This is a genomic window from Stenotrophomonas maltophilia group sp. SKK55, assembly GCF_057179845.1.
This window is the reverse complement of sequence record NZ_JBXUHP010000012.1, coordinates 1-21,944: the sequence shown is the minus strand read 5'-3', so window position 1 is coordinate 21,944 and position 21,944 is coordinate 1. Positions and strand designations below refer to the sequence as shown.

Sequence of the window (21,944 nt, the reverse complement as noted above, 5' to 3'; positions counted from 1 at the left end):
GATCAATCCGCCGGGCATGGCCCGGCGTTATCGGTCATCCGGCGTCGGCATCTTTTCGCGGCAGCTTGTAGATCACCGCGCCGATGGCGAACGCCACCAGCGCAGCAGCGATGTTCTGCCAGCTGGCACTGGCGAACAGCGCCAGGCACAGCAGCAGCGCCAGTACCGGAATCAGCGGACCACCCGGCAGTTTCAGTGCGCCCGGCCGGTCCGCATAGCGCTTGGCCAGCACCAGTACCGCAGCGGCCGTTCCGATGTAGGCGAACAGGCGCGTGGTCATCGACAGCAGGGCCAGCTGCACGAACGAACCGGACAGGGCCAGGCCCAGCGCGATCAGGCCTTGGCACAGGATCGACGCGGCTGGCGTGTGGAAGCGCGGATGCACCTGCGCCAGGATCTTCGGCCCATAGCCATCGCGGGCCAGTGCGAACAGGAAGCGTGGGCCCATCATCATCGTGTTGCTGTTGGTGCCGAGGATGGAGATGGTCGCGCCTACGGTGAGGATCAGCGCCAGCGCTTCGCCGCCGAAGCCGGCAGCGGCATCGGCCAGCGGCGTGGCCGAGCTGGCCAGGCCGGCCAGCGTGCCCTGTGCCACCACCTGCACCGCGCCGTAGATGACGGTGACGGTGATGATCATGGTGATCAGCGCGAACGGAATATCGCGACGCGGATTACGATACTCGCCGGCGGCGGCCGGGATGTTCTCGAAGCCGGCGTAGGCGTACAGCAGCAGCAACGCGGCCTCGCCCATGCGCTGCAGGTCGTGCGGGTCGGGGCGCTGGCCGGAGAAGGCCAGCTGCGGGTCGATATAGAACGCACCGATGGCCACGAACAGCAGCAGCGGCAACATCTTGCCGATCACCAGCACCACGCCGGTGCGCGCGGCCGAGCGCACGCCGATGATGTTGACGCCGGTGAGGAAGCCCAGCGACACCACGATCACCGCGATGCGCCCCATGCCGGCACCGGCCCACGGCCAGAAGCGCGCGACCGCATCGGCCAGCGCGTTGCTGAGTGCGGCCGCCGAGCTGATGCGGGTCAGCCAGATCATCCAGCCGATCTCGAACCCGGCGAAGCGCCCGAACGCCTCGCGTGCATACAGGTAGCTGCCACCGGGCTCGACGAAGTAGCTGGCGGCCTGCGCGTAGCACAGCACCAGCAGGGCGACCACGATGCCGGCGGCGACCACGCCCCACAGGCTGAAGGGGCCGAGCAGGGCGACGGTGGCGGCCGGCAGCAGGTAGATGCCGCTGCCGATCACATCGTTGATCGACAGGCCGACGATCTGCCAGCGGCTGACCGCGCGCTGCAGCTGCGGTTCGTCCTGCGCGCTCAACGGGCGTCTCCACGCAGTGCGGGCAGTTGCCACTGGGCCTGCAGGCGCGTGTACTCGGCGCGCGGCAGCAGCACGAAGCGCGGCGCATCCTGCGGCCGCAACCAGTCCAGCAGGGCCTGCATGCGGGCCTGCGGCATGGCGGTGCAGCCGGCCGTGGCCTCACCGGGTTGGCGCCACAGATGGGCGAAGATGCAGCTGCCCTTGCCGGGCTGGTTGTCCGGGTTGTGGGCGATCACGAAGCCTTCCTGGTAACGCACGTCGCCCCTGTTGTGCAGATCCAGACGCATCGGCTCGGTGGAGCCTTCCACAGCTGCCTTGCCGATCTTCTTCGCGTCGACGATGCGGTTATAGAAGGGCGACGCCGGCACATCCATGCAGTAGCTGCTGTCGAGCATCGGCTGGTAGGGCATGGCGGTGCCGGGGCGGGTGACGGCATAGCCGAACGCGCTGCCGAGCGCGAACACGCCTGCCGGGCTGCGGCCATCGCCTTCCTGCTTCTGCGGGCCATCGGCCTGCGCCGGGTGCAGGCCCAGGCCCCAGGCGCTGCCGGTGCGGCCCAGTGCCACCGGGAACGCCTCTCCATGTGCATGCCAGCCCTTGCCATCACGCACATAGGCCTGCATCTGGCCCTGTGTGCTGTCCCAGCTTTCGCTGGTGACCACGATCAGCTGGCGCGCACCCTGCAGCGGCGCAGCGTGGACGGATACCGCCGCGGCAAGCAGCAGTGCAGCGGTAGCGAGACGGACCAGCGATTTCATCAACAGGTGCTCCGGTCAGGAATCCAGCAGGTGGTCGATCCGCTCCAGGTTCACCGCCAGCTGCTGCTGGCGGTCCGGATTGGTGTGGCAGAGCAGCACGAACAGGAAATCGAGCAAGGCGTGCATGGCGCTACGGTACAGCAGCTGCGCGACCTGCGGCGTGCGCTCGTGCGCGCACACCACCAGCGCTGCGTCAGCATGCGCGCGCAGCGGGTTGGCGGTATGGCGGGTGATGGAAATCACCTTGCCACCCATGTCCTGGAACTGGCGCGACAGCTGCGAAAGCTGAGGCAGGTTGCCGAATTCGGAGAACACCAGCAGCGCATCACCGGGGCGCGCGGCCGACAGGTTGGCCAGCATCAGGATCGGGTCGGTATGCGGCACCACCAGCAGGCCGAGCAGCGACAGCCGCATGGCGAACTCGCGGGCATACAGGCCATCGTCACCCAGGCCATGGACGAACAGCTTGGGTGCGCCGTCGAGCAGCTGTACGATGCGCTCGATCTCCCCGCGCGGATTGGCCTGGCGTGTTTCCTCCTCGGCCTGGGCCTTGCTGCGGCGCAGGGCCTCGCCCAGGCGCAGGTAGTCATCGCCGCTGTCGGGTTCGCTGGGCAGCTGTTGTGGATCGGCACCGGCGCGGGCCACGTCCTGGCCGATCGAGTACTTCAGGTCCGGGTAGCCCTTGAAGCCGAGCTTCTGGCTGAACTTCACCACGCTGGACTGGCTGATGCCCAGCGCACTGGCCAGCTGCTGCGACGAGTAGTCGCGCAGCAGGTGGGCGTTGTCGAGGATGAAGTCGGCGATGCGGCGCTCGATGGCCGACATCTGCCCGCGCTCGGAACGGATCTTCAGCAGGGGCGGCATGCGGGGTGTCCGGGCATGTGTGGGCGCGTTGCGGCTGGCAGCGTAGAGCGTGTCATGGAATGGGTCGAGCGGGTTCCAGCCTCGAAGAGGTTACGGAGCGCAGTTGTTGCTTTTGACGTTGAGTCCGCCTTCAAGCGAGCCGAGCACCGCAGGTCCGGCGAGGGCGAAGAGGCGCGGGTGTCTGAGCGCAGCGAGTTCCGCGCCGTCCCTCGGCGGACCGAGGAGCGCAGGGCACCGACGTGCGCAGCACGTCGGCTCGCGGCCGGCGGAGCGTTTCTTTTGGTTACTTTTCTTTTCGCGAAAAGAAAAGTAACGCCCGAACCAAAGTCAGTTGTACGCCAGGCCAGCCGCAAGGCAGGGGTCACCCCAGCATCTCCAGCCCACGCACCTCAGTAATGCCCAGCCCCGGCACGTCGCTGATGCTGATCTCCGATTCGTTGAAATGCACGCCGCCGCTGACCGGGTCGAACTGGCCCAGCGAGGGGCCGTCCAGATCAACCTTGGTGATCACATCGCTCTTGGCCACGGCCAGGTGCACAGCCGCAGCCACGCTGATGCTCGATTCGATCATGCAGCCGATCATGCACGGCACGCCGTAGATGCCGGCGATGTCGGCGGTGCGGATCGCGTTGGACAGGCCACCGGTCTTCATCAGCTTGATGTTGATGATGTCGGCCGCGCGCTGCTGGATCAGGTCCATCACCTGGCTGGGGCTGAACACGCTTTCGTCGGCCATCACCGGCGTGTTGACGCGGTCGGTGACGTACTTCAGGCCGCTGATGTCGGCGGCCTTCACCGGCTGCTCCAGCAGCTCCAGTACCACGCCGGCTTCCTCCAGCGTGCGCATCGCATGCACCGCCTGCTTGGCGGTCCAGCCCTGGTTGGCGTCCAGGCGCAGCAGGGCGCGGCCTTCCACGGCGGCATGGATCGCCTTGACCCGTTCGATGTCCAGTCCGATGTCCTTGCCAACCTTGATCTTCAGCGACTCGAAGCCGCGTTCGATCGCCGACAACGAATCGGCCACCATCTTGTCGATGTAGTCCACGCTGATGGTGATGTCGGTGGTGATCACCGGGTCGCCGCCACCGAGCATCTGGTACAGCGGGGCACCGTGCAGCTGCGCCCACAGGTCGTACAGCGCGATCTCCACTGCGGCCTTGGCGCTGGTGTTGCGCTCCATCGCGGTCTGCACCAGCGTGCACAGGTGGTTGAGGTTGACCACGTCCTGGCCGATCAGGCGCGGGGCGATGAAGTGGCGGATCGCTTCGATGATCGAGCCGTGCGTATCGCCGGTGATCACTGCGGTGGCCGGGGCTTCACCATAGCCGGTGTTGCCGCTGTCGGTGCGGATCAGCACCACCACGTCTTCCACGGTCTCCACCGTGCGCAGCGCGGTCTTGAACGGTGTCTTCAACGGCACGCGCAGCATGCCCAGTTCGATGGCGGTGATCTTCATTCAGGAGTCTTGGCCCGCAGGCGCTGGATGTTGGTGATGCGGTCGATGTAGCGGACGGTGTCGCTGGCCATCATCGGCTCCAGCGGCGTGACCGAAACACCATTGAGATGGGCCTGCACTCGTTTGCCGTCGGTACCGAACCAGCTGCCGCCTGCCGTATCGTGGATGACCCAGGTGCGGCCGTCGACGTGGCCGATGGCCATCATCACATGACCGGGAATGTAGACCAGGTCGCCCACCTGCAGGCGGGTGGCGGCACGGTCGCGCACCGTCTTGCCGTCCTTGCCGGTGAACGGCAGGCGATCCAGCGCCGGACTGACCGCCTGGCGATCCAGCGCCGGACTGACCGCCTGCGCGCTGGTATTGCGTGGCAGCAGCACGCCGAAGCTGCGGTAGATCTCGGAGACGAAACCGCTGCAGTCGCGGGTGTCGTAGTCGTGACCCCAGCCGTAGCGCTCGCCCAGGAACTTGAAGGCCTGCTGCAGCAGCAGGCGCGGGGTCAGCGGCAGGTAATCGGCGGCGGTGTCCTGCGAGCGCGGCAGCAGCGCCGGCACCAGCTTCAATCGACCATCGGCTTCCCGCACCGGCAACTGCACCACCCACGAGGCGTGGGCCTGCTGGCCGTTCACCGGGTCGGCGGCGGGCCAGTCGGCCAGCACCGGCAGGCGCACGCCCATGTCCAGCTGCAGGCGCGAGACGCGCGGCTCCTCCGGGGTATAGGCGGTCTGTGCGGTGGCACCGGTGACGATCCGGTACGGTCCCTTCGCGCCGTAGCCGAGCACCGTGGCCTTGTCGCCGCGGGCAATGGCGTCGGCTTCGATCCACGCGCTGTAGCGCTCGCTGTGCACGAACAGCCAGCGGCCGTCGGCACTGCGATGGACCACGGCGACCTTGTCACCGGGGAACAGTGCCGATTCCTGGAAGCGGTCGATGTCAGTGTCACCGACGCTGCTGAAGACGCGCTCGCGGGTGGGGAAGGTGCGCAGCGCGGCACGCTTCACCACCAGCCCATACTGCGCTGCCACCTGTGTGGGAATCGCATCGAGTCCGAGGTTGGCTTCGATCGCGCTGCGCAGCGCGGGTGTGATCGCCTGGCCCTTGTCGTTGTAGAGGGCGCGGGTGGGCCAGCTCGACAGCGCGGTGATGCTGGCGCGAACCGTCGCCGCATCAAGCTGGGCGGGCAGTGCGGCGATGTCCTGGATGTGGCTGTCCTGCGCCCGCATCCGCGCGTTCTGTGCCTCGATCTGCGCGCGGTCCAGAATCGGCGCATCGGCGTTGTCCAGGCGCGCGGCCCAGTACTGCGGGGTCAGATAGGCCTCGTGCAGGCCGATCACATAGGGCAGCGGCGCACCCGGGTCGGGCGGTGGGGCCGCCTGTGCAAAGGCCGGAGCGGCCAGCAGGCACAGGGCCAGGGTCAAGCGGCGCGGCCAATGCCGGTGCCGTTCGCGGGAAGCCAGGCTCATGCGGTGCACACCCTCCTCGAATGCCTGTTGGAATATTTATTCCTTTTGGCTACGAAAGCAAGAATAAATTATTGACCGACATCCCGGCCCGTGTTACACAGCCATTACCACCCGCGCTGGGGAAGTGTCGCTGTGGATCCTGCCGTTCGCAAACCGCGTCTGCCTGCCGCCGGCCTGTGTGCCGTGCTGCTGCTGTGGGTGTCGGCCACGCAGGCGGCAGACGGGCGCAGCAGCCAGCAGCGCGCGCGAGGAGAGCAGGTGATCGACCTGATCGACAGCGGCCGTTTCCGCGACGCCGACGCGCTGCTGGCCACTACACCCGCCGCCACTGACGAAGCGTTCCAGCGCGAGCGCATGCGCCGCATCCGCCTGGATTTCGCCCTCGACGAAAACGCCGCCAAGGACGCCGTACGGCGCGGCATTCCCGATCTGACCGACGAGGAATTTGCGCGCTGGGACCAACTCGGCCTGATCGAGCATCTCGATATCGATGGCGAGCGTTGGTACTTCAAGCGCGCACCCTCGAACCTGTTCCTGCTCAGCGACGAAGCACGCGCGCGTCGCCGCGCGGATGCACCGATGCCGCCTCCGGGCCCCAACGAAGTGCTCAATGCCCACCACGCAGGCGTGGTTGCTGCGGCCGAACAGAGTGGCCAGGCGTCGGTTCTGCCGCAGCGCTATGAATTCACCCAGTCGCTCACGGTGAAAGCCGATGTGGTGCCCGCCGGTGAAACGATCCGCGCGTGGATTCCGTACCCGCGCGAGATCCCCGGCCAGCAGGAGCAGGTGCAGTGGCTGGGCAGCGCGCCCGGTAAGGCACGCGTGGCGCCAGCCAGCACCCTGCAGCGCACCGCTTATCTGGAAGCCAAAGCTGTGGCCGGGCAGCCGACCCGCTTCGAGATCCGCTACGCGGTGACGATCTTCGCGCGGCATACCGCGATCGATCCCGCCAAGGTGCAGGCCACACCGAACGATCCCGCATTGAAGCCCTACCTGGCCGAGCAGCTGCCGCATGTGCGTTTCACTCCCGCGCTGAAGCTGTACTCCGACCAGGTGCTGCAGGGTGAAACGCGCCCGTATGAAGTGGTGCGCAGGCTGTTTGCTGCGGTCGACCGCATTCCCTGGGCTGGTGCGCGCGAGTACTCCACGATCAGCAACATCAGCGATTACGCGCTGCGGGCCGGCCATGCCGACTGCGGGCAGCAGACCCTGCTGCTGATCGCGCTGCTGCGCCTGAACGGTATTCCTGCACGCTGGCAGTCGGGCATGGTGTTCTCCGGCGATGGCAGCGGCTACAACAACCTGCATGACTGGGGGCAGGTCTACCTGGCGCCGTATGGCTGGTTGCCGATGGACGTGACCACCGGCGCACTGGCCAGTGATGTGCCGGTCCTCCGTGACTTCTACCTGGGTGGCCTCGACGGCTACCGCATCGCCTTCAACGACGATTTCGGCCAGCCCTTCGTGCCGGCCAAGCAGCACTTCCGCTCGGAAACGGTCGACTCGCAGCGCGGCGAGGCCGAGTGGGCAGGCGGCAACCTCTACTTCGACCAATGGAGCTACGACTTCCAGTGGCGGGTACTGCCAGCCAGGCAACGCTAGCGCGACACATCGCATTCCACACCATTCAATTCTTGCAGGAGAGAGCAGGGGATGAAGGCTTACAGCATCAAGCGGGCGGCGTTGTGCGTCGCCCTTGGGGCGTGTCTGGGCGTAGTGCTGCCCGGCATCGCGATGGCACAGAACGTGAGCGGCGCAGTTGCCGGCCGTGCAACCGCGGGTGACCAGGTGACCGTGGTCAGCAACAGTACGGGTCTGACTCGTACCGTCACCGTCGGCGCCGACGGCAGCTACCGCCTCGGCCAGCTGCCGGTAGGCGACTACCAGCTGCAGCTCAGCCGAGATGGCCAGAAGCTGGGCGATCAGGTTGCTGTCAGTGTGGCGGTAGGCGGTACCACCACGGTCAACCTGGCCAGTGGCGGCGGCGTCACCAATCTTGATGCCCTGCAGGTGGTTGGCACCCGAGTGGTAAACCGCGTGGACGTCTACTCCACCGAGACATCCTTCAACATCAATCGTCAGGAGATCTCGCGGTTGCCGGTTGCGCAGGACCTGTCTGCGGTCGCGCTGATGGCGCCGGGCGTGGTCGGCGGCAACTCGTCATTCGGCGGCCTGTCGTTCGCCGGTTCATCGGTGGCCGAGAATGCGGTCTTCATCAACGGCCTGAATGTCACCGACATGTACACCCGTCGCGGCTTCAGCACCGCGCCGTTCGCCTTCTTCAAGGAATTCCAGGTCAAGACGGGTGGCTACTCGGTCGAGTTCGGCCGCTCCACCGGTGGCGTGATCAATGCCGTGACCCGTTCGGGCAGCAATGAATTCGAGGGCGGCGTCGAAGTCACCGCCGAGCCCAGTGCATGGCGCGCCAGTGGCGGCGACCACTTCCATCGTGATGGAACCCCGCATTCGTATGGCAGCCGCGACAACAACTCGTTCCTGAAGACCAACGTCTGGGGCTCGGGGCCGATCGTCAAGGACAAGCTGTTCCTGTTCGCGATGTACGAAGACCGCAACGACAAGGGACACAACACCTCGTCCGACGGCAGCACTTGGTTCAAGAATGATTCCGGCAACGGCTTCTGGGGCACCAAGCTGGACTGGAACATCAACGACAATCACAGCCTGGCGCTGCTGGCGTTCTCCGACGAGGGAGACGTCACCAATGCCTCCTATGGGTACAACTGGAACGCAGACGAGCTCGGTGCATGGGGCGGTGATTCGGTCACCGAGACGGGGGGACGCAACTGGTCGGCGACCTATACCGGCCACTTCGGGCAGAACTTCACCGCGCGCGCCGTGGTCGGCCAGAACAACCAGCGTGCCTTCACCAATTCATCGCTGGATCAGGCCTGCAGCCCGGTGTTCACCGACAGTACCTACGGCCCGCGCCTGGGCAAGCTGCAGGGCCTGCGCGCAGGCTGCCACCCCACGGGCACGGCAGTGGCCGAGCGTGACGATACTCGTGACGTGGCGCGACTGGACTTCGAATGGCAGCTGGGTGACCACCTGCTGCGCTTCGGTGTCGACCGTGAGCTGATGACCACAAAGCAGTCCACCCGCTACCCCGGCCCGACGGAACTGAGCTACACCGCCTACGTGGCGCGACCCGGCGATGAAGTCTGGGACGGTGCCAATGCCTACGTACCGGCTGGCGTTACCGAAATGCTGCGTGCGCGCAACCGCAAATCGGGCGGCACGTTCGAGACTGAAGCCAATGCCTTCTACGTGGAGGACATCTGGAACATCACGCCGAACCTGATGCTCAACCTCGGCGTGCGCTGGGACCGTTTCGAAAACCGCACCGCCGCCGGCAAGGCGTTCATCAAGATGGATGACCTGATCGCACCCCGTGTCGGCTTCTCGTGGGACATGCGTGGTGATGGCAGCACCAAGCTGTTCGGCAACGCCGGCCGCTACTACCTTCCGGTTACCAACAACATCAACGTGAATTTCGCCGGTGGCCTCACTGACGAATACAGCTACTACGTGCTCAACGGCTGGGAGCGGAAAACCTCGCCGACAGGCTCACCGTACATGGCACCGATCGTCGGCCAGCAGATCGGCCCGACCGACACCCGCATGAACACCGGCGGTGCCGATCTGCGCCAGAGTGTGGATCGCGACCTCAAGGCGGTCTACCAGGACGAGTACATCCTGGGCTTCCAGAACATGATCAACCAGGCATGGTCGTGGGGCGTCAACGCCACCTATCGACGGATGACCCGTGCGCTGGACGACATCCGCATCAATTACACCCCGTGCGGCCCGACCCCGAGCACGCTGTGGCCGATCGCCAACCCGGGCGAGAGCCTGACGATCTGGGGTGACAAGAGCATCGGCTGCGCCAACGAGGGCTGGATCACCATCGATACCGCCAACAGCGGTTATCGCAAGGGTGGCAGCGGCGAGGTGATCGGTTACTCCAAGCCCAAGCGCACCTACAAGGCACTGGAGTTCCAGATCGACCGTGCATGGGACGAGAAGTGGATGTTCAACGCGTCCTACCTGTGGTCGAAGAGCGAGGGCAACTTCGAAGGCCCTGTGAATTCCGATACCAACTACGGCGACACGGGCATGGTTCAGTTCTGGGACCATCCGGCCACCAACGAGCGCTATGGCGTGCTGTTCAACGACTTCCGCCACCAGTTCAAGCTGCGTGCCGCTTACGCGCTGAACAAGCAATGGTCGTTCGGAACCACGCTGCAGGTGCAGTCCGGTGGTCCGATCACGGCCTACGGCGTGATGTGGCCAAACGATTCCATCGCCGGTGGCAGTACCTCCAGCGAAGGTAGCGGTGGTGGCACCGGCTGGCTGTGCGTGGCCAACTGTTCCGGCCCGTACAACCAGCGGCAGTTCGAGTACAGCCCACGCGGTGCGTTCGGTCGCCTGCCGTGGACCTGGACCATGGGCGCCAATGTGACCTGGCGTTTGCCGGTGGAAGGCATCGACCTCAGTGCACGGCTGTCGGTGTACAACCTGTTCAACAACCAGAAGACCATCAACGTGCATCAGCGCTATGAAGCGCAGCCCGGCCAGTACCGCGAGGCGACGTTCGCCACCGGGACGCGCTGGCAGGCCCCGCGCTACACCCAGCTGGTGGTGACCTGGAACTTCTGAGGCCACGATCCGCGCCGTCCACCGGTGACGGCGCGGGCAATGGAGGGGCTGCGCGCATGTACCACCTGCTGATCGTCGCGGCGGCACTGGCCGCACCGTCCGCTTCGGCGACCGACATCGCCTCCCTCGATGCCGACGTCGCCGCCGTGGTCCAGCACCAGCACCTGCCCGGGCTGGCCATGGCGGTGGTCGATAACGGGCAGGTGGTCTATCGCCATGCCGAGGGCGCGCGCGGCGATGGCGGCCATATCGACGAGGACACGCTGTTCAAGATCGCCTCCAACAGCAAGGCGATGACCGCAGCGCTGCTGGCGCGGCTGGTGCAGCAGGGCAAGCTGCGCTGGGAGGATCCGGTGCGGCGGCATCTGCCGGGCGTCCGCATGCACGATGCGTGGGTGGGCGAGCAGATGCAGGTGCGCGACCTGTTGATCCACAACAGCGGCCTGGGCCTGGGCGCCGGTGATCTGATGCTGTGGCCGGAGCCGAACACGTTCACCCGCGCCGACATCATTGCCGGGCTGGCGCACCTGAAGCCGGTCAGCAGCTTCCGCAGCCGCTACGCCTACGACAACCTGATGTATGTGGTGGCAGGTGAAGTGGCGGCGGCGGCGGGTGGCAAACCGTATGACCAGCTGATGCGCGAGCAGGTGTTCGAGCCGCTGGGCATGACGCGCTGCCAGGTGGGGGCGTGGTCGGTGAAGCGGGTGGGCAACGTGGCGCAGCCACACGCTTGGCATGGCGACTACAATGCGGTGGTGAACGCCGATGGTGCGATCAGCCCGGATCTACCGTCGATGGCCGCCGGCGGCATCCGCTGTTCGCTGCGCGACATGACGCGCTGGATGCAGGTGCTGCTGGATCCTGCTGTGGTGCCGGAATGGCTGGGAAGCGAGCAGCGGCGCACGCTGTGGACCCTGCACATGCCGATGCCACTGGGCGAGCGCCAGCGGCGCTGGGACAACGCGCATTTCTACGGTTATGGGTATGGCTGGCGCGTGTCGGACATGGACGGGCAGTGGAAGGTGGCGCACACCGGCACGCTGTCGGGCATGTACTCGTCGCTGGCGCTGCTGCCTGACCGCAGGGCGGGCGTGGTGATGCTGATCAACGGTGAAGGCGAGGATGCGCGCACCGCATTGATGCAGGCCGCGCTGAAGCGCTTCACGGCCCCCGATGAGGCGCGTCCGGCGATGGAATACCTGGCCGAACTGAAGGCGGACCAGGCCGCTCGTGCGGCAACCGGGCATCAGCGACCTGTGACTTCATCTGCGCAGCGACTCGCGGCTTCCGATCTGCCGCGCTGGCAGGGCCGCTACACCGATCCGTGGCTGGGGCCGGCTTCGCTTTGCCCGGGCAAGGACGGCCTGCGCTTCAGCGTGGACAAGTCGCCCCGGCTGCAGGGGGCTGTGCTGCAGCTGCAGGGGCGCTGGCTGCTGCGCTGGGATACGCTGGGCGAAGACGCGCAGGCGTGGCTGCAGCCGGGTGAAGGCCTGGCACCGACACTGGACCTGCGCGCCATCGATCCGGACATCGACTTCAGCTATGACTTCCAGGACCTGCATTTCACTCGTACTGGCGATTGCCCTGGCAGCGACCACCCGCGCCGCTGAGCCACCGCGCGTTTCACCGGCCACCGACGCGGCCAGCGCCGGGCTGGTGGAGATCCGAACGTTGTCGCCGCGCATCGACCTGGATATCCGCTATGCGGGTGCCAACAACTTCACCGGCGCGCGCGTGCCCGGCTACGAGGCGCCTTCGTGCTACCTGCTGGCGCCGGTGGCGAAGGCGCTGGCCCAGGTGGAGCAGGACCTGCACGCCGATGGCTTCGGCCTGCGCCTCTACGACTGCTACCGGCCCGTGCGTTCGGTGCAGGCCTTCATGGCCTGGGTGAACGATCCGCGCGAGCTCTCGCGCAAGGCACAGCAGTATCCGGACCTGGACAAGCCGCGCCTGCTGGCCGACGGCTACATCGCCGAGCGCTCCGGCCACAGCCGCGGTGCCACGGTGGATCTGGGCCTGCTGGATTGCCGCAGCGGTGCATGTGCGCCGTTGGACATGGGCACTGACTTCGACTTCTTCGGGCCGCGTGCGCATACGCAGACGAGCGGGCTGAGTGAGACGCAGCAGGCGAACCGGCGGCAACTGGTGCAGGCAATGGCACGGCGTGGTTTCGTGAACTATCCGCAGGAGTGGTGGCACTACACGTTCCAGCCGGAACCGGATCCCGGTACCGCGTACGACGTTCCGGTACGGTAGGGGTATCGGCAGGGCACCGCCCAGCCTCTGACAGTTTCCCGCGCGGTCCGTTGTAGGGCCGAGCCCATGCTCGGCTGCTCTTTGTTCAATCGTCGAACTATTCGATCTCGATGGAGACTCATCCACGCATGGCGTGGATCTACTGTGGCTGCCGATTGGGTCCGAAGCAGATCCCTTACACTGGCCGCCTCTTCATCCCTGCCCACCCGATGAACCTTCCCCTGCACTTCGGCCTGCTCGGCACCCTGGAAGCGGGCGCCATCGCCCTGCTGGTCGGCCTGCTCGTGTACCTCCTGTGGTCGCAGCTGTGCCGCCTGCTGCGGTGGTCGATGGGGCACGCGATCGGCTGGTCCTGCGTCATCGCCGTGATCATCGCCGCCGGCATCGATGCGTGGAAGCTGTTCTACATGGGCATCGTGCGGCTGGAATCGCCGCTGTACGCGCGCATCTTCCTGGCCACCATCCACGATCCGAACGAACTCGGCAGCCGTGTCGTTCTGGAAATCGCCGGTGCGCTCGCCGGTGTTGCTCTTGCATGGGTGTTGTTCAGTTCGCGGTCATCGGAAAAAACCGTCGACTGACGCAGGTTTTTCGTTGCCTGCCGGTTAAATGCAGAGGCGCTGAATGCGCATCTTATGAGCCACTCACTTCACCCTAACCACCGCGCTAACGCATGCGTGGAGGCGAGTGGTTAATCGCATGTGTGCGGGCCGGTCGCGGCGCAAAATCGATTCAGAAACGCGGTGGCAGGGTAGGTGCCGTGCGGAATCAACACGCCGCGCAACACCACCCAATCGGTAGGAGACACCCCTGATGACTATTCGCAACCGCAAGCCCCTGATCGCCCTGATCGTCGCCGCCGGCAGCGTGCTGGCCATCCCGGCGATGGCCCAGTCGGCCAAGCAGCAGGCCGCGCACGCGCAGAACGAGGCCGCTCAGGCCCAGCAGGCGGCTGCACAGGCCGGCCAGGCCGCCGACCAGGCGACCAATGCGGCCGCAGCGGCATCGGCACAGGCCAATGGCGGTGGCCAGACCTGGGCCAGCATCGATACCGATGGCAACGGCACCATCAGCAAGACCGAGGCGCAGGTGAACGCGGGCCTGGCCCAGGTGTTCGACCAGGCCGATACCAACAAGGACGGCGAACTGAGCGCCGATGAGTACAAGGCCTACGTGGCCGCCCAGCAGGCCGGTGCGGGTGGCGCAGCGCAGGGTGCGCAGGGCAGGTAAGACCTGCGTCGGGGCGTATGGGAACCCGGGCGGTTTCGGCCGCCCGGGTTTTTTTCGCCACCATGGCCCCTGTATCCTTGCGCGATGAACACCCCCACGCCTGCGCCGTCGCGCGCCATCGGCCTGGTCGGTTTTGACGGTGACGATACGCTGTGGAAGAGCGAGGACTACTACCGCAAGGCCGAGCAGGATTACCTTGACCTGCTGTCGCGCTATGTCGACGTGCATGACACCCAGACCGCCCGCCACCTGCTGGAAGTGCAGCAGCGCCACCTGGGCACCTTCGGCTACGGCGTCAAGAGCATGACCCTGTCGATGATCGAAGCGGCCATCGACATCACCGGCCAGCGCATCGACGCGAAGGACATCCAGCGCATTCTGGAGATCGGCCACGACACCCTGCGCCACCCGGTCGAGCTGATCGATGGTGTACGCGAAGCGGTGGCGGCCATCGCCGAGCACTACCCGGTGGTGCTGATCACCAAGGGCGACCTGTTCCACCAGGAAGCGAAGATCAAGGTCGCCAACCTGGGCGAGCTGTTCCCGCGCATCGAGATCGTTTCCGAGAAGGACCCGGAAACCTACGCCCGCGTGCTGGCCGAATTCGACCTGCCGATGGAGCGCTTCGTGATGGTCGGCAACTCGCTGCGCTCGGACATCGAGCCGGTGGTGACGCTGGGTGGCTGGGGCGTGCATACCCCGTACGCAGTGACCTGGGCCCACGAGACCCAGCATGGCGTGGCCGACGACGAACCGCGCATGGTCACTGCCGATACCGCCCACGACTGGCCGGCCGCACTGGCGGCGATCGAGGCCAAGGCCGCTGCGGCCTGACAGGGCCCGTCGGCTGCGGCAGAATCGGGGCATGAACCACCGATTGCGCGCGCTGATGTTGTCCCTGCTGCTGGCGCCGGCCACCGTGCTGGCCCAGCAGACGGCTGAGCGTTCGGCCACCTATGAAGTGGACACCGGCGACAGCTGGGTCGATGCCCAGCTGCAGGACATCAACCACTACGCCGAACGCTACCCCGACGCCTTCCTCGACGAAGTGTCGCGCTATGCCGACGTGCCGCGCGGCTACATCAGCGCGCTGTTCACCACCCACGGCTGGCAGGCCGGAGACATCTATTTCGCCTGCTTCTGGGCCAAGGCCAGTGGCCAGACCTGCCGCGACAGCGTGCGTGCCTTCAGCCAGGACCCAGAGGGCGGCTGGGAGGCGGTGGTCAAGCGCATGCCCACCAAGCCGGACAATCTGCACTACCGGGCTGTGCGCCATGCCATCGTGGCCAGCTACCAGCACTGGGACCGGCCGATCACCCTGGATGCCACGCTGAAGCGCCAGTTGAAGCGGTAGTGCCGGCCGCTGGCCGGCAATTGCATCCTTTCCAGGCATCCGGGGTTGCCTGCCAGCGGCCGGCACTACCCGGTCATGTTGCTCTGCGTATCGCCGCCGCCGCGCGCTGCGGCGACAATACGGGTCCGAGCTGTTCCCCGTTCCCGTAATCGAGTGACTGATGAGCGCCTCTTTCGTTTCGCCTGATGTGATCCGCCGCCTGTTCGCGCAGGCCATGTCCCGCATGTACCGCACCGAAGTGCCGCTGTACGGCACGCTGGTGGAACTGGTGGAGCGGATCAACGCACAGGTGCTTGCCCAGGACCCGGCGCTGGCCGCGCAGTTGCAGCGCAACGACGAGCGTGCGCGGCTGGATGAAGAGCGTCATGGCGCGATCCGCGTCGGTACCGTGCAGGAACTGGCGACACTGCGCCGCCTGTTCGCGGTGATGGGCATGTACCCGGTCGGCTACTACGACCTGTCGGTGGCCGGCGTGCCGGTGCACTCCACCGCGTTCCGCCCGCTGACCGGCGCGGCGCTGGCGCAGAATCCGTTCCGTGTGTTCACCTCGCTGCTGCGCCTGGAGCTGATCGAAGACGAAGCCCTGCGTGCCGAGTCGGCGAAGATCCTGGCACGCCGCCGCATCTTCACCGACGGCGCGCTGGCGCTGATCGACCAGGCCGAGCGCGACGGTGGCCTGGCGCAGGCCGATGCCGAGCGCTTCGTCGAGCAAGCACTGGAAACCTTCCGCTGGCACGGCGATGCCACGGTCGATCTGCCGACCTACCAGGCACTGCACAACGCGCACCGCCTGGTGGCTGACGTGGTCAGTTTCCGCGGCCCGCACATCAACCACCTGACCCCGCGCACGCTGGACATCGACGCTGCACAGGCGGCAATGATCGAGCACGGCATGGCGGCCAAGGCGGTGATTGAAGGCCCGCCGCGTCGTGCCTGCCCGATCCTGCTGCGCCAGACCAGCTTCAAAGCGCTGGAAGAGGCCGTGCACTTCCCGGATGCCGAAGGGGGTGATGCCGGCACCCATACCGCGCGCTTCGGCGAGATCGAACAACGCGGCCTGGCGCTGACCCCGAAGGGCCGCGCGCTGTACGACCAGCTGTTGTCGCAGGCCCGCGACGCCGGTGGCGAAGGCAGCACCGGCGGCGACTACGGCCAGCGCCTGCAGGCGGTGTTCGCCAGCTTCCCGGACGACCATGACACCCTGCGCCAGGAAGGCCTGGGGTATTACCGCTACCAGCTGACCGACGCTGGCCGCGCCGCGCCGGAGCGCGTGGCCGATCTGCCCGCTGAAGTGCTGGTGGCCGCCGGCCTGGCGACGGCCGATCCGATCGTCTACGAGGATTTCCTGCCGGTCAGTGCCGCGGGCATCTTCCAGTCGAACCTGGGCGGCGAAGAACAGCGCGCCTATGCCGCGCATGCCAACCGTGAGGCCTTCGAGCAGGCCTTGGGCGTGGCGGTGAACGACGAGTTCGAGATCTACGAGCGGCTGCAGGCCGAATCGCTGGCGGCGCTGCGCGGGTAAACCGCTTGCCGTGGAGCCGAGCGTGGGCTCGGCTCTACAGGGATTCTGCGGAGCGGCCCCTTTGTAGAGCCGAGCCATGCTCGGCTGCACAGGGAAGGAGAGTCGAGCATGGCTCGACTCTACAGACGCGGGCCTCAGCCCTTCATCGTGCCGGTATCCAGCCAGCGCTGGTGCCACGACAACGCTTCCGGCAGCAGGTGCGGGGTGTGCTTGCCGTAGCTCTCACGGCTGGCACGGTCGAAGTAATCCTGCAGCTGCGGGCGGAAGTCCGGGTGCGCGCAGTTGTCGATCAGCACCTGCGCGCGCTTGCGCGGGGTCAGGCCGCGCAGATCGGCCAGGCCCTGTTCGGTGACGATCACCGACACATCGTGCTCGGTGTGGTCGACATGGCTGGCCATCGGCACGATCGCCGAGATGGTGCCGTTCTTGGCGGTGGACGGGCTCAGGAACGCCGACAGGAAACCGTTGCGGGCAAAGTCACCGGAACCGCCGATGCCGTTCATGATCCGCGTGCCCATCACGTGCGTCGAATTGACGTTGCCGTAGATGTCCACCTCGATCATGCCGTTCATGCCGATGCAGCCCAGGCGGCGCACCAGTTCCGGGTGGTTGGAGATTTCCTGCGTGCGCATGATGATGCGCTCGCGGTAGAAATCGATGTTCTCCTTGAATGTCTCGTTGGCCTGCGGGCTCAGCGCGAAGCCGGTGCACGAGGCGTAGCTCAGCACGCCGTCGCGCAGCAGGTCGAGCATGCCGTCCTGGATCACTTCGGTGAACGCGGTCAGGTCGCGGAAACCACTCTTGGCCAGGCCGGCCAGCACGGCGTTGGGGATGTTGCCCACGCCCGACTGCAACGGCAGCAGGCTCGGCGGCAGGCGACCCTTCTTCACCTCGTGCTTGAGGAACTCGATCAGGTGCGAAGCGATCTGCTCGCTGGTCGCGTCGATCGGGCTGAACGGGCTGTTGCGGTCCGGGCCGTTGGTACGCACCACGGCCACGATCTTGTCCGGGTCGCAGCGCAGCGCGGTATCGCCGATGCGGTCGTTGGCGTTCACCAGCGGAATCGGCTTGCGATGCGGCGGCAGCGCGGTGCCGTAGTAGATGTCATGCATGCCGTCGACGCCGGCCGGCTGCCATTCGTTGACCTCGACGATCACCTTCCTGGCCAGGTCCAGCCAGGTCTTGTTGTTGCCGACCGAGGTGGAGGGCACCAGCGAGCCATCTTCGCGGATGGCCGAGACTTCGATGACGGCGGTATCGATCTCGCCATAGAAGCCGAACCACACGTGCTGGGCGACGTGGCTGAGGTGGATGTCGATGTAATCCAGCTTGCCTTCGTTGATGCGGTTGCGCGCATCCGGGTCGCTCTGGAACGGCATGCGCATGGCGATGCCATCGGCCTTGGCCAGCGCGCCATCGAGTTCCGGCGCGGTCGAGGCGCCGGTCATCAGCTTGATCTGGAAGGGATTGCCCTGGGCATGCACCGCTTCGATGCGGCGGGCCAGTTCGACGGGAACGGCCTTGGGATACCCGGAGCCGGTAAAGCCGCTCATGGCCACGGTTTCACCGGGCTGGATCAGCGCGGCTGCGGCCTCGGCGGAGACCACGCGGTCACGGAGACGCGCGTTGGCGATGCGATCAACAGACATGACGACAGTGTTTCTGGGGGGAATCCCGATTATCGGCCATCCTCATCCGTACGGGGGGTTCTACCTTTGTGGAATGGCTTTTCCCCCAGGGGCTCACCCATACCCACCGGTTCTGTTTTGCAGTGCAGCGTGCAAAGTGCTTTCGCAGCCCGCACGATGGCCCTGCATCCCGACGTGGGGGAGGGAGCAGAGCCCGCTGGCAGTTCGCTGCAAGCGGGCTTTTTTATTGCCTGTCGCCCAGTATGAATACGCGGCTCCCGGTATCGGTAGTGCCGGCCGCTGGCCGGCAACCCCAGTAACCTTCGGCAGGATCATCGGATTTGCCGGCCAGCGGCCGGCACTACCGGGTCCGTTGCGCCCCAGCCGGGTCGATACAATCAGACCCATGACCCTCGCCCCCGCTGACCTGCCCGCTTCCCTGCAGCCTCTTGTCGACCGCGCGCTGGCGCGCCTGGCCCAGGTCCTGCCCGAACCCATCCCGACCGATCTGCTGCCGCTGCTGAGCCGGTTGGCGGTGACCAGCGACTTCGCGCTGGACACGCTGGTGCGGCAACCGGCCCTGCTGGCGCAGCTGGCCGCGCCCGGCTGCCCGCCGATCCCGGCCCCGGTGCTCGATCCGCTGCAACCCAGCGACTGGCCGGCACAGCTTCGGCGCTGGCGCACGGCGATGTCCACGCGGCTGATCTGGCGCGATCTGACCGGTCTGGACGACGTGGCACAGACCCTGGCCGGCGCCACCACCCTCGCCGAGGACTGCCTGCGGCTGGCGCTGGACGCGCTGCAGCAGGAATTCGCCCAGCGGCACGGTGTGGTCCGCGATGGCGAAGGCGCCGCGCAGCAGCTGGTGGTGTTCGGCCTCGGCAAGCTCGGCGGCGGCGAGCTCAACTTCAGTTCCGATATCGACCTGGTCTACGCCTATCCGCACGGCGGCGAATCCGACGGCCCGCGCGCGCTGGCCGCTGAAGAGTATTTCGCCCGCCTCGGCCAGCGCTTGGCCAAGCTGCTGGACGAAACCACCGTCGATGGCTTCAGCCACCGCGTCGACCTGCGCCTGCGCCCGTTCGGCAGCGCCGGCCGCGTCGCGCTGTCGTTCGCGGCGATGGACCAGTATTTCCAGCGCGAAGGCCGCGACTGGGAGCGCTATGCGTGGCTGAAGGCGCGCGCGGTCGCCGGTGATATCGAGGCCGGCGAAGCGTGGCTGCAGACCCTGCGCCCGTTCGTGTACCGCCGCTACCTGGATTTCACTGCGCTCGATGGCCTGCGCGAGATGAAGGCGGCGATCACCGCCGAAGTCGCGCGCCGCGAGTTGCACGAAGACATCAAGCGCGGCGCCGGTGGCATCCGCGAGATCGAGTTCCTGTGCCAGGCGCTGCAGCTGATCCGCGGTGGCCGCGAACCTGCGCTGCGCGAGCGCCGCCTGCTGGTGGCGCTGGACGCGCTGGTGGCTGCGGGGCAGATCGCGCCCGAGGACGGCAGTGCGCTGCGCGAGGCCTACCTGTTCCTGCGCCGGCTGGAGAACCGCCTGCAGATGCTGCGCGATGCGCAGACCCACGTGCTGCCCAGCGATGCACTGGACCGGCAGCGCATCGCCGTCGGCCTCGGCTACCCGGACTGGGACGTGTTGCGCGCGGCGCTGGCCGAACAGCAGCAGCGGGTCAGTACCGAATTCGCCGCGCTGCTGGCACCGCGCAAGGGCCAGGCCGCGCCCGACGCGCTGGCCAACTACTGGCGTAGCCTGCCCGAGGGCAGCAACGCACCGCTGCTGGCTGAAGCCGGTTTCCTCGATGCCAACGGCGCCGACCAGTCATTGCGTGATTTCGCGCAGGGCACCGGCGTGAAGTCATTGTCCGATGCCGCGCGTGCGCGGCTGGATCGCGTACTGCCCGCGTTGCTGCATGCGGCCACGCGTTCGCCGCAACCCGACGCCGCGCTCAGGCGCGTGCTTGGCCTGCTGCAGGCGGTGCTGCGCCGGACCAGCTATCTCGCGCTGCTGGACGAACAGCCCAGCGCGTTGGCGCGTCTGGTCGATGTGCTGGCGCGCAGCGCGCTGCTGGCCGAGCGGCTGGCCGCGTACCCGCTGCTGCTGGACGAACTGCTGGACGTGCGCGTGTCCGGGCCGATGCCCGATGCGGCCGGCATGCTGGCCGAGTGCCAGCAGGTGCTGGCGGTGGAAGATCCCGAATCCGCACTGCGCTGGCTCAATGAGACGCGGCTGGCGCTCAGCTTCCGCATGGCGATGGCCACGCTGGATGGCCGCCAGGGTGCGGTGGACAGCACGCGGCAACTGGCCGAGCTGGCGCAGGCGGTGGTCACCACCGTGCTGGCGATGGCCGAGGCGGACATGCGCGCCGCGCACGGCGGGATTCCCGGTGGACGTTTCGCGATCATCGGCTACGGCAGCCTCGGCGGGCTTGAGCTGGGCTTCGGTTCCGACCTGGACCTGGTGTTCCTGCACGACAATCCGGCCGGCGTGGAGGCCAGCGATGGCGCACGTCCGCTGGAACCGGGGCGCTGGTATGCACGACTGGCACAGAAGGTGATGGCGCTGCTTGGTGCGGTCACCGCCGCCGGGCGCCTGTACGACATCGACGTGCGCCTGCGCCCGGACGGTGGCAAGGGTTCGCTGGTGTCTTCGTTGGCCAGCTACACCGAATACCAGCGCGAGCGCGCGTGGACCTGGGAACACCAGGCCCTGGTGCGCGCACGCGGTGTGGCCGGTGATGCCAGCCTGCTGGCCGATTTCGAACAGGTGCGTGCACAGACGCTGGGCCGCGAGCGCGATGCCGGTGTGCTGTATGCCGATGTGCTGAAGATGCGCGGCCGCATGCGCACTGAACTGGACCGCAGCGACGCCGCGCGGCTGGACCTGAAACAGGGTGCCGGTGGCGTGGTGGACCTGGAGTTCCTGCTGCAGACCGGCGTGCTGGCGCTTAGTGCGCAGCATCCCGCGCTGCTGCAGCCACGCGACACGCCGTCGCTGATCGATGCGTTGGCGGTTGCCGGTTTCCTTCCGGAAGACACTGCGCAAGCACTGCATAGCGCGCATGCCACGCTGCTGGATGTCGGCCTGGCCTGCACGCTGGACCGCCGCCCGCGGCTGGCCCCGACCACGCCGGCCATTGAAGAGGCGTGTGCCGCGATTACGGCGGCGTGCAGAGCGGCAGAGCTGCCGTTCGCCTGAGTGCCGGATGGCGGAGGACTGCAGTTGGTAGATGCCAACCTTGGTTGGCATGAATGCCAAGCGCCAACCAAGGTTGGCGACTACCGGATCAATGGCCCTTCGATGGCCCGCTCCTGGTAGGTGCCGACCGTTGGTCGGCACAATCTGTCGGCAGCGATGAGTTCTGCAGGGCGTGCCGACCAACGGTCGGCACCCACC

General features: G+C 66.8%; 16 protein-coding genes. 10 read left to right on the top strand and 6 right to left on the bottom strand.

The annotated features are described in order from the left end of the window. Positions 1-34: 34 nt before the first annotated feature. The 5 genes from AC2A1N_RS07335 to AC2A1N_RS07315 all read right to left on the bottom strand — a co-directional run bounded on the left by AC2A1N_RS07335 (position 35) and on the right by AC2A1N_RS07315 (position 5,877). Positions 35-1,336, bottom strand: coding sequence for an APC family permease (locus AC2A1N_RS07335; protein ID WP_484371901.1), 1,302 nt, complete (start codon positions 1,334-1,336; stop codon positions 35-37). Continuing rightward, positions 1,333-2,094, bottom strand: coding sequence for a L,D-transpeptidase family protein (locus tag AC2A1N_RS07330; protein WP_484371899.1), 762 nt, complete (start codon positions 2,092-2,094; stop codon positions 1,333-1,335). Before AC2A1N_RS07330 ends, AC2A1N_RS07335 begins: the two co-directional genes overlap by 4 nt. A 15-nt stretch (positions 2,095-2,109) precedes the next feature. Then, positions 2,110-2,958: a MurR/RpiR family transcriptional regulator gene (locus tag AC2A1N_RS07325; RefSeq protein WP_478458422.1), complete on the bottom strand. Its 849-nt coding sequence runs from the start codon at positions 2,956-2,958 to the stop codon at positions 2,110-2,112. A gap of 361 nt (positions 2,959-3,319) precedes the next feature. Continuing rightward, positions 3,320-4,414 carry a dipeptide epimerase gene (locus tag AC2A1N_RS07320; RefSeq protein ID WP_478458420.1) on the bottom strand — a complete coding sequence of 365 codons (1,095 nt, stop codon included), beginning with the start codon at positions 4,412-4,414 and terminating at the stop codon, positions 3,320-3,322. Next, the gene (locus AC2A1N_RS07315) at positions 4,411-5,877 is read right to left on the bottom strand and encodes a C40 family peptidase (RefSeq protein ID WP_484371896.1); all 1,467 of its coding nucleotides are present in this window, start codon (positions 5,875-5,877) and stop codon (positions 4,411-4,413) included. The genes AC2A1N_RS07320 and AC2A1N_RS07315 overlap by 4 nt, the downstream gene beginning before the upstream one ends. 132 nt (positions 5,878-6,009) lie before the next feature. Between AC2A1N_RS07315 and AC2A1N_RS07310 the strand changes: the two genes are divergently transcribed. The 9 genes from AC2A1N_RS07310 (at position 6,010) to hglS (ending at position 16,916) form a co-directional block, all read left to right on the top strand. Next, on the top strand, positions 6,010-7,479 hold the full coding sequence (locus AC2A1N_RS07310) for a transglutaminase-like domain-containing protein (RefSeq protein ID WP_484371894.1): 1,470 nt from the start codon (positions 6,010-6,012) through the stop codon (positions 7,477-7,479). Between the two features lie 51 nt (positions 7,480-7,530). Continuing rightward, positions 7,531-10,554, top strand: a complete 3,024-nt coding sequence (locus tag AC2A1N_RS07305; protein WP_484371892.1) for a TonB-dependent receptor — start codon at positions 7,531-7,533, stop codon at positions 10,552-10,554. Positions 10,555-10,610: 56 nt separating this feature from the next. After that, positions 10,611-12,164 carry a serine hydrolase domain-containing protein gene (locus AC2A1N_RS07300; RefSeq protein ID WP_484371890.1) on the top strand — a complete coding sequence of 518 codons (1,554 nt, stop codon included), beginning with the start codon at positions 10,611-10,613 and terminating at the stop codon, positions 12,162-12,164. Next, positions 12,097-12,810 carry a M15 family metallopeptidase gene (locus AC2A1N_RS07295; RefSeq protein WP_484371888.1) on the top strand — a complete coding sequence of 238 codons (714 nt, stop codon included), beginning with the start codon at positions 12,097-12,099 and terminating at the stop codon, positions 12,808-12,810. The genes AC2A1N_RS07300 and AC2A1N_RS07295 overlap by 68 nt, the downstream gene beginning before the upstream one ends. A 209-nt stretch (positions 12,811-13,019) precedes the next feature. After that, positions 13,020-13,391, top strand: coding sequence for a hypothetical protein (locus AC2A1N_RS07290; protein ID WP_049413267.1), 372 nt, complete (start codon positions 13,020-13,022; stop codon positions 13,389-13,391). A gap of 232 nt (positions 13,392-13,623) precedes the next feature. Further along, positions 13,624-14,040, top strand: a complete 417-nt coding sequence (locus AC2A1N_RS07285; RefSeq protein ID WP_005407824.1) for an EF-hand domain-containing protein — start codon at positions 13,624-13,626, stop codon at positions 14,038-14,040. An 84-nt stretch (positions 14,041-14,124) separates the two neighbouring features. After that, positions 14,125-14,874: an HAD family hydrolase gene (locus AC2A1N_RS07280; protein WP_484371886.1), complete on the top strand. Its 750-nt coding sequence runs from the start codon at positions 14,125-14,127 to the stop codon at positions 14,872-14,874. A gap of 31 nt (positions 14,875-14,905) precedes the next feature. Beyond that, entirely contained in the window at positions 14,906-15,394 is a 489-nt protein-coding gene (locus tag AC2A1N_RS07275) for a hypothetical protein (RefSeq protein WP_061478564.1), read from the top strand. A gap of 160 nt (positions 15,395-15,554) precedes the next feature. Next, positions 15,555-16,916, top strand: coding sequence for a 2-oxoadipate dioxygenase/decarboxylase HglS (hglS, locus tag AC2A1N_RS07270; protein WP_484371884.1), 1,362 nt, complete (start codon positions 15,555-15,557; stop codon positions 16,914-16,916). A 134-nt stretch (positions 16,917-17,050) separates the two neighbouring features. Here hglS and scpC read toward each other — a convergent pair whose 3' ends face one another. Then, positions 17,051-18,565, bottom strand: coding sequence for a succinyl-CoA:acetate CoA-transferase ScpC (gene scpC, locus AC2A1N_RS07265; protein ID WP_061478566.1), 1,515 nt, complete (start codon positions 18,563-18,565; stop codon positions 17,051-17,053). A gap of 385 nt (positions 18,566-18,950) precedes the next feature. Between scpC and glnE the strand changes: the two genes are divergently transcribed. Further along, the gene (gene glnE / locus AC2A1N_RS07260) at positions 18,951-21,746 is read left to right on the top strand and encodes a bifunctional [glutamate--ammonia ligase]-adenylyl-L-tyrosine phosphorylase/[glutamate--ammonia-ligase] adenylyltransferase (RefSeq protein WP_484371881.1); all 2,796 of its coding nucleotides are present in this window, start codon (positions 18,951-18,953) and stop codon (positions 21,744-21,746) included. The last annotated feature ends 198 nt before the right edge of the window (positions 21,747-21,944 follow it).

Coding starts and splice junctions, on each gene's coding strand:
- AC2A1N_RS07330 (WP_484371899.1), bottom strand. CDS start 2,094: ATGAAATCGCTGGTCCGTCTCGCTACCGCTGCACTGCTGCTTGCCGCG.
- AC2A1N_RS07325 (WP_478458422.1), bottom strand. CDS start 2,958: ATGCCGCCCCTGCTGAAGATCCGTTCCGAGCGCGGGCAGATGTCGGCC.
- AC2A1N_RS07320 (WP_478458420.1), bottom strand. CDS start 4,414: ATGAAGATCACCGCCATCGAACTGGGCATGCTGCGCGTGCCGTTGAAG.
- AC2A1N_RS07315 (WP_484371896.1), bottom strand. CDS start 5,877: ATGAGCCTGGCTTCCCGCGAACGGCACCGGCATTGGCCGCGCCGCTTG.
- AC2A1N_RS07305 (WP_484371892.1), top strand. CDS start 7,531: ATGAAGGCTTACAGCATCAAGCGGGCGGCGTTGTGCGTCGCCCTTGGG.
- AC2A1N_RS07300 (WP_484371890.1), top strand. CDS start 10,611: ATGTACCACCTGCTGATCGTCGCGGCGGCACTGGCCGCACCGTCCGCT.
- AC2A1N_RS07295 (WP_484371888.1), top strand. CDS start 12,097: ATGACTTCCAGGACCTGCATTTCACTCGTACTGGCGATTGCCCTGGCA.
- AC2A1N_RS07290 (WP_049413267.1), top strand. CDS start 13,020: ATGAACCTTCCCCTGCACTTCGGCCTGCTCGGCACCCTGGAAGCGGGC.
- AC2A1N_RS07285 (WP_005407824.1), top strand. CDS start 13,624: ATGACTATTCGCAACCGCAAGCCCCTGATCGCCCTGATCGTCGCCGCC.
- AC2A1N_RS07280 (WP_484371886.1), top strand. CDS start 14,125: ATGAACACCCCCACGCCTGCGCCGTCGCGCGCCATCGGCCTGGTCGGT.
- AC2A1N_RS07275 (WP_061478564.1), top strand. CDS start 14,906: ATGAACCACCGATTGCGCGCGCTGATGTTGTCCCTGCTGCTGGCGCCG.
- hglS (WP_484371884.1), top strand. CDS start 15,555: ATGAGCGCCTCTTTCGTTTCGCCTGATGTGATCCGCCGCCTGTTCGCG.
- scpC (WP_061478566.1), bottom strand. CDS start 18,565: ATGTCTGTTGATCGCATCGCCAACGCGCGTCTCCGTGACCGCGTGGTC.
- glnE (WP_484371881.1), top strand. CDS start 18,951: ATGACCCTCGCCCCCGCTGACCTGCCCGCTTCCCTGCAGCCTCTTGTC.